Here is a 3,238-nt window from a genome sequence, read left to right on the forward strand (position 1 = left end):
CTTGGCCGATGTTATTACTGATGCTGAGCTACTGGAAGTCGTCGCTGCACCCGGTATTATTCGGTTATGGCGGGAAGTGGGAGTATTTAAGGCTTAATAACAGCAATCCCGACCAGTAGCCGGGGTTGCAATCAATTACTGATTGATATTGAAGGACTAATGGAGGCTAAAATATCTATAACATCGTCTACAGTTGAGAGCATATAATGAACAACTCTGTCATGCATATTACCGTTTTGTTCATTAAACCACTCTAGATACTTAGAGTTTTCAACGAGATAAAATCCCGTAAGCATCTCCCCTTGCTGCTCTTCCTGCATTTTTAATAAGTCACCTTCATCTGTCACTCGAAAAGAATAAACCCAGTCGAACAACACCTTCACTTTACTGCTCTCTTCATTATTTACAGAAGACAAAATTAGTTCAAGGGAACCAGAGGAATATCGAAAATCCTCTAGTTGACTATTTTGAAGGGAACCTTCAGTAAGAAGAACCTTAGTCAGTTTTTCAGTCATATATGATTACTCGTCACACCTAAATTTGATCCTATTCTTACCAGACTGGATCTCTAACCCAGCGATGTAACGTGGAGTGGTCGACGACAATACCGCGGCCAGCCATCATATCTTCGAGATTACGAAGGCTCAGTGCATAGGCTACGAACCGGTTAAGTTGCGCCAGGTCGTCACTGCTCAGGTCTGAGAACAGGGGGCGGCGTTTCAAGCTGTTCGCAATGTCTGAACCTGCACCCGCTTCTGACAATGCCCCATTGGCACAGAATGGATTACTGGAACAGTTTTCAGCTACCGCCTCTTCGCGGTTTTTCTTGCTGACTTCGGCGTATTTCTCGTAGAAACCCTGTTTATCAGCGCCAGTTTTTCGGCTTCTTCCAGCTCTTTGTGCAGGTTTAGTACATCTTTTGAACTCAGATAGTTATTCTGCACCGGAATCGCAGATTTCAGTAACCTGCTTCAGCGTATCATGCCAATTAAACATCCGAGGTACCCGGCCCGACTTAACCATAAAAATGGGCTGGTGAGACCAGACCGGCGGATATTGGTTAATTCCCTCATTGGTGCAAGGCCATCATTTTTGATAACAACATCCTTTGCACTATAGCGACAATGCATTATCAGAAAGAAAATCCCAGCAATCCCTAAACCAAAATAACTCTCAGGGCTGCCCCAAAAATTGGTCCGTAATTTTAAATAAGTTAGCCCCCACATACTCAGTAAAAAGACCATAAAAGAACATGCAGCAATATTCATGTCACGTTTACTACTTAGCCCAAAAAAGAGCGCATCAAAAAAATACATCGGGGTAAAAGGTGACTGAACGCCTCTTCCTGTCGCTTTACTAAACCGATAAAACATGACCGTTCCGACCGCAAAAGCGAAAAGTGCAATACCTAACAACACATAAATCATTTGGTTAGTCCTTTTTGATAGGCCAGGAAATTAGTTCGGTACCTATGCCGATTGTACCACTGGCTCTACCCCCCCCCCCGGGACTATCGCTTCTGACATCTGGATACCGGCATTATTCAGGCACAGCACCACATTAACCGCAGCGTGTGCCAGTGTGCGTGATACTGGGTCATCAGGCAAAGTATCGGCGATCAGTTTGGTGATATACGGTGCTGCACCGTTTGCTAGTGCTTGTGCCATGTTACCGCCAGCCAGCCCCTGTATCGCTGCCGTGGCTGCCTGCATCGCTCGTTGTACCGGCCCGCCAGTGCCAAATCCTGACTCGTTAAACGCCTGATTATAAGCCGTCTGGTAGATCTGGTCATTGATATCCTTAGTGGTCGGAACCTTGCATGGGTTGGCTTTTTCCCATTATTTTTCTGCTGCCGCAATATCTTCAGGTGTGACGCCCTTCATCTTCTCGTTCGCCGCTTTGGTGGCGACAATATCCCCCTGGGTGCGCACAATATCTGCCACCTGACTGCCAATTTCGCCAATCAACTGGGCTTCGCGCAGGAGGTTTTGCTCTTTTTCTTTGTCGAAAATAGGGGAAAGGGCGTTGTTGGCGTGTTCGACGTCACGGCTCAGGTCAGCGACATTTTGCTGTTGTTTATCGGTATCGCGAATGGTAATAGTGCCATCCGAGACCGCCGCCTGAGTAGTGCTTTCGGCATGGCCGTCGTTGCTCATACCCGTCGGGGATTAGCTCACCGAGTCTGGTATCACCGATGCAAAGTAACAGGATCTTGCCGCTGCGCCCGGTGTTATCCGGTTGCAATGGCGGGAAGTGGAAGTTTTCAAGGCATAAAAAAGCTAAGCTATATTGAGTTTAACTATAAATATATAAGTCAATATCTATTTCAGCGCCAACCTTGTTTATAAAATCAAGTTTATCCACATTAAAATGCATGCCTGGCTTCTCACCATTTTCAATTTTAACTACAAATGCAAAAATAAAATTCACATTATATTTTATTTTGATATTTTTCAACTGCCTCTCTTTTCCTTCCAGCAAGTTGATAAGTTTATCTAGTTGAGCATTAATATCATGTAACTCTTCATCGCTCGTAGCTAATCTCCAGCTTGCCTCAACACTTGGCCTTTTCCTACCATCCGGAATACATCCTTTTATTTTTACCTCATCAGGCTGAAGGCATAGCTTTCGGGTAACATCTTCAATATCAAAAGTGTCACCATAAATAGAGAAATACGCCATTACTGTTTTTTTATTCATGATAATCCTCTACTTAATGAATTCACCTGTCGGGATACCATCACCCTTCCCACCTTTCTTAAGGCTCCAAAGCTGCCCCGAATCTCTATCTATTAAAATATCGTAATTGGAGTTTTTTCCATCACCTAAAAAATCCTCCTTTAAAGCATGAGCGTCAATACCATTATTTTTTAGATATTTATCATCTGCCATTTTTATATTAGATGGCTTTTCTGTCCCATTATCATGCCCATCACTTGTCATATTATTTGGCAAGTCGGGTATGGCTTCGGTATTACCTGTGTTGTTTGGCGACTGGTCTACAGTTTTATTTCCACCAGTATTATTTGGCCCTGACTCTGCTATCTGATCACCACCGGTATTAGAAGGACCAGTTTCACTTTGCCAAACTCTTTTACCGCCGCATCCAACTTCTGGGCGATTGCAGCGTTAGCTTCAGTTTGAGGCGTTGTCTGTCCTGCTACTGGCGGAGGAGGTGCAAGCAGGGAGAGCAGGAAGTTATTCTCCACTGCATTCTTCCCTGTTTGCGCCCCAGCAA

At 44.5% G+C, this 3,238-nt stretch carries 5 protein-coding genes and 1 pseudogene; all 6 read right to left on the minus strand.

Annotation, left to right across the window (positions count from 1 at the left end; translation table 11 throughout):
- Positions 1–131: 131 nt before the first annotated feature.
- A complete protein-coding gene (locus tag YROHD0001_RS0119100; protein ID WP_032818569.1) occupies positions 132–515 on the minus strand; it encodes a hypothetical protein in 384 nt (127 codons plus the stop codon).
- Between the two features lie 456 nt (positions 516–971).
- Positions 972–1,427, minus strand: a complete 456-nt coding sequence (locus tag YROHD0001_RS00145) for a hypothetical protein (RefSeq protein ID WP_004716934.1) — start codon at positions 1,425–1,427, stop codon at positions 972–974.
- Positions 1,428–1,553: 126 nt separating this feature from the next.
- A pseudogene (locus tag YROHD0001_RS20795) lies at positions 1,554–2,159 on the minus strand (hypothetical protein); the annotation flags it as partial.
- 136 nt (positions 2,160–2,295) lie between these two features.
- Complete coding sequence (locus YROHD0001_RS00140; protein WP_004716937.1) at positions 2,296–2,700, minus strand: DUF4279 domain-containing protein; 405 nt, start codon at positions 2,698–2,700, stop codon at positions 2,296–2,298.
- 9 nt (positions 2,701–2,709) lie between these two features.
- Complete coding sequence (locus tag YROHD0001_RS0119115; protein WP_231622880.1) at positions 2,710–2,955, minus strand: polymorphic toxin type 33 domain-containing protein; 246 nt, start codon at positions 2,953–2,955, stop codon at positions 2,710–2,712.
- An 86-nt stretch (positions 2,956–3,041) separates the two neighbouring features.
- Positions 3,042–3,238, minus strand: a 197-nt coding sequence (locus YROHD0001_RS00135) for a VENN motif pre-toxin domain-containing protein (RefSeq protein WP_032818574.1), incomplete at its 5' end; no start/stop codon positions are given.

The organism is Yersinia rohdei ATCC 43380 (assembly GCF_000173775.1).
Lineage (GTDB): Bacteria > Pseudomonadota > Gammaproteobacteria > Enterobacterales > Enterobacteriaceae > Yersinia > Yersinia rohdei.

Bases quoted from the DNA above. Each gene is read 5' to 3' on its own strand.
- YROHD0001_RS0119100 (WP_032818569.1), bottom strand. From the start codon at position 515: ATGACTGAAAAACTGACTAAGGTTCTTCTTACTGAAGGTTCCCTTCAA.
- YROHD0001_RS00145 (WP_004716934.1), bottom strand. From the start codon at position 1,427: ATGATTTATGTGTTGTTAGGTATTGCACTTTTCGCTTTTGCGGTCGGA.
- YROHD0001_RS00140 (WP_004716937.1), bottom strand. From the start codon at position 2,700: ATGAATAAAAAAACAGTAATGGCGTATTTCTCTATTTATGGTGACACT.